The sequence below is a fragment of the Endozoicomonas sp. YOMI1 genome, from assembly GCF_024606345.1.
Classification (GTDB): domain Bacteria; phylum Pseudomonadota; class Gammaproteobacteria; order Pseudomonadales; family Endozoicomonadaceae; genus Endozoicomonas.
Map to the genome: position 1 here is coordinate 1 of NZ_JAHHPM010000156.1, position 3891 is coordinate 3891.

Here is a 3891-nt window from a genome sequence, read left to right on the forward strand (position 1 = left end):
TTGAGCCTTGGATCATAACAACGAATGTTGCGGTCGTTGCGGTTTTAATCAAGAGATGCTCCCTCCAACAAATAGGGGCACTTTGTCGACCGAGGCTACCATGAGAGCTGATATCGTTATTCTTGCTGCCGGGCAGGGCAGCCGCATGAAATCCAAGCTGCCAAAGGTACTTCATCGTATTGCCGGCAAGCCCATGCTGGAGCATGTTATCCTCAGTGCCCTGCACACGCAGAGAAAGGTCGGTGACGGCAAGATACATGTGGTGATTGGTCACGGGGCTGAGCAGGTAAAAAAGGCACTTGGCCACTACGATCTGAACTGGGTGGTCCAGGAAGAGCAGTTGGGCACCGGCCATGCTGTGCAGCAGGTACTGCCGGGCTGCAAAGGTGCTGATGTGGTGCTGGTGCTCTATGGCGACGTTCCCCTGATTCACTCTTCTTCTTTACAGTCACTTCTGGCAGCCAGTAATGGTGAGCGCCTGGGTCTACTGACCATTAACCTGGCTAACCCTTCCGGTTATGGCCGGATTATCCGTGATGGCTTCGGCAATATTCAGGCCATTGTTGAGGACAAGGATGCAACCCCGGAGCAGCTGGCTATTAATGAAGTGAATACGGGCATCATGGCCATTCCCGGCAATAAGGTGAGCCGCTGGGTAAGTAACCTGAAGAATGAAAACGTTCAGCATGAGTTCTATCTCACTGACATTGTTTCCATGGCCGTGGCCGAAGAGACTCCGGTTATTCATGTTCAGCCACAGAGCCCCATTGAAGTTGAAGGTGTTAACAGCCGTGTCCAGCTGATGGAGCTGGAACGTGCCCGCCAACAGCAGCTGGCCAACAACCTGATGGTTAATGGCGTCACGATCATCGACCCACATCGTCTGGATATTCGTGGTGATGTTAAGACTGGCCATGACATTACCCTGGACATCAATGTGGTTCTTGAAGGCAGGGTTGAGCTGGCAGATAACGTTTATATCGAACCCGGTTGTGTGATTCGCAACTCTGTCATCGGGGAAGGTGCCGTTATCAAAGCACACTCCATTCTTGAAGATGCGGTTGTCGCTGCAGGGTGTGAGGTTGGCCCTTTTGCCCGCCTGAGGCCAGGCACTGAACTTAAGGAAAAAGCCCGGGTCGGCAACTTTGTCGAAATCAAGAAAACCGTTATTGGCAAAGGCAGTAAGGTTAATCACCTCAGCTATGTGGGCGACTCCGAAGTAGGCGATGAGGTGAATGTTGGCGCTGGCACCATTACCTGCAATTACGACGGTGTCAATAAATTCAAGACCGTTATTGGCGATGCTGCTTTTATAGGCAGCAACAGTTCGCTGGTGGCTCCTGTGACCATTGGACGCGGTGCAACCACCGGTGCTGGTTCCACCATTACCCAAGATATTCCCGATGAACAGTTGGCCGTGGCACGTGGCAAGCAGCGCAATATCGAAGGCTGGCAGCGCCCGGTAAAAGAAGACTGAGATTTACGCAAAGGGGGAAATGACTCTCCGGTCATCCACTCCCTGATGATTTTAGCAACCTTTATGATGACCCAGGGGATCGACAACTATGTGTGGGATTGTTGGTGCTGTAGCGCAAAGAGATGTAGCAGATATTCTGTTGGAAGGGCTTCGTCGTCTGGAATACCGGGGCTATGACTCGGCAGGTATCGCTATTATTAACGACAATGGTGAGCTTCGCAGAGAAAGGAGAACTGGCAAGGTATCTGAACTGGCCGATGCGGTTTCCCGGAACCCACTTCAGGGAGGCACCGGCATTGCCCATACCCGCTGGGCCACCCATGGTGAACCCAACGAGCGTAACGCCCACCCTCACGTATCAGAAGCTCACATTGCGGTTGTCCATAATGGCATTATTGAAAACCATGAGGCATTGAGAGTGTTTCTTCAGGGCGAAGGCTACGTCTTTACCTCGGATACCGATACGGAAGTTATTGCTCATCTGGTCAGCCTTAAACTCAAGAGCAGTGATTCCCTGCTGGAGGCGGTACAGAAAACGGTAGCCAGGCTGGAAGGCGCCTATGGCATGGTGGTGATGGACTGTAACGACAATGAGCGTCTTGTGGTCGCCCGTTCCGGCAGCCCTCTGGTGATCGGGGTCGGTATTGGCGAGCACTTTATCGCTTCCGACCAGCTGGCACTGTTCCCGGTTACCCGCCGGTTTATGTTCCTGGAAGAGGGCGATGTGGCGGAAGTGACCCGCAACGAGGTGACGGTTCTGGATGCTGCTGGCTCCCCAGTTGAGCGAGATGCCCGGGACAGTGATGTGGAGCATGATGCTGGCGATAAAGGCCCTTATCGCCACTACATGCTGAAAGAGATCCACGAGCAGCCGGAAGCCATCGCCAATACCCTGGAAGGTCGCCTGGGTGAGCATCAGCTGAATCTCGATATTCTGGGCAAAGAAGGCCAGGAGATCCTCAATAAAACCCGTGCCGTGCAAATCGTCGCCTGCGGTACCAGTTACCATGCCGGTATGGTGGCTCGCTACTGGTTTGAAGAGCTGGCGGGTATCCCCTGTCGTGTTGAGATTGCTTCTGAGTTCCGCTACCGGAAATTCTTTGTGCCGGAGGATTGTCTGTTTGTCACCATTTCCCAGTCCGGTGAGACAGCCGATACACTGGCGGCATTGAAGCTGGCGAAAGAACTTGGCTATATGGCTTCACTGAGTATTTGTAATGTGCCGGGCTCTTCCATGGTGCGGGAGTCGGATATCGCCATGATGACCCGTGCGGGCGCAGAGATTGGTGTGGCATCCACCAAAGCATTTACTACCCAGTTGACGGCATTGCTGATGCTGGTGACGGCCATTGGCCGTCATACGGGTATGACCCCGGAACAGGAATCCAGTGTCGTTTCAGCATTACGGAATCTGCCACATATCCTGAAGAACACACTGATGCTGAGTGATGATATTGAAGCCATGGCAGAAGCCTTTGCCGATAGGCATCACAGCCTGTTCCTGGGTCGTGGTACCCAGTATCCCATCGCCATGGAAGGGGCTCTGAAGCTTAAGGAAATTTCCTATATCCATGCCGAAGCCTACGCTGCCGGTGAACTGAAGCATGGGCCATTGGCACTGATCGATAACGACATGCCGGTGATTGTGGTGGCTCCGAACAACGACCTGCTGGAAAAACTGAAATCCAATATGGAAGAGGTTCGGGCAAGGGGCGGACAGCTGTTTGTCTTTGCGGATAAACAGGCAAACCTGACCGAGACCGAGGGTGTCCGGGTTCTGCCGGTGGAAGAGGTGCGGGAAGTGGTTGCCCCGATTCTTTACACCATTCCCCTGCAGCTGCTCTCTTATTATGTGGCGATTATCAAGGGTACCGATGTTGATCAGCCGCGTAACCTGGCAAAAAGCGTGACGGTTGAATAATTTGTGTAGTGTTGTCAGTGCCACTGTCGGTGGACATTAAAGTTTGATCAAAAATATATGCTTATTTACTCGTTCCTTGAACGGAAAGCCCTATATTTAGCGGGTTTTTTGCAGAAAACACCAAACTTTAATGTCACATTCAGCTGTCAGAGGGCTGCTATCACCAAACTCTATTGTCATAACGTTCAATAAGCAGCCAAAAACTCAAACTTCAGTGTCCTCCGACAACCGCGCCATCCTGCTCTATGAGCTGGATGACGCCGTTAATCTATGACTTGTCCCTGACCACCGGCGGTGGTCAGTACAACCCGCCCCGTAGCCGCATTCCTTCAAACAATCTTGAAGATGGCCAAGAGATGGGCATCAGTGATGTTGCCTTTCATAAAAAGCGTAGGCTGGAAGTCGAAGAGATGGCCAAAAGTCAGTATGTATATAAATCGCTATTTCGCTTTCGGGCGGGTATTGAAGCGGGCATCTCATGGTTGAAAAGGTG

The 3891-nt window shown here is 52.2% G+C and carries 2 protein-coding genes and 1 pseudogene; all 3 read left to right on the plus strand.

Translation table 11 applies throughout. The annotated features are described in order from the left end of the window. Window positions 1-100 precede the first annotated feature (100 nt). Window positions 101-1477: a bifunctional UDP-N-acetylglucosamine diphosphorylase/glucosamine-1-phosphate N-acetyltransferase GlmU gene (gene glmU, locus KDK15_RS05410; RefSeq protein WP_257294346.1), complete on the plus strand. Its 1377-nt coding sequence runs from the start codon at window positions 101-103 to the stop codon at window positions 1475-1477. An 88-nt stretch (window positions 1478-1565) separates the two neighbouring features. Continuing rightward, entirely contained in the window at window positions 1566-3398 is a 1833-nt protein-coding gene (gene glmS, locus KDK15_RS05415; RefSeq protein WP_257294347.1) for a glutamine--fructose-6-phosphate transaminase (isomerizing), read from the plus strand. 254 nt (window positions 3399-3652) lie between these two features. After that, window positions 3653-3891: pseudogene (locus tag KDK15_RS05420) on the plus strand (hypothetical protein); the annotation flags it as partial.

Bases quoted from the DNA above. Each gene is read 5' to 3' on its own strand.
- glmS (WP_257294347.1), top strand. From the start codon at position 1,566: ATGTGTGGGATTGTTGGTGCTGTAGCGCAAAGAGATGTAGCAGATATT.
- glmU (WP_257294346.1), top strand. From the start codon at position 101: ATGAGAGCTGATATCGTTATTCTTGCTGCCGGGCAGGGCAGCCGCATG.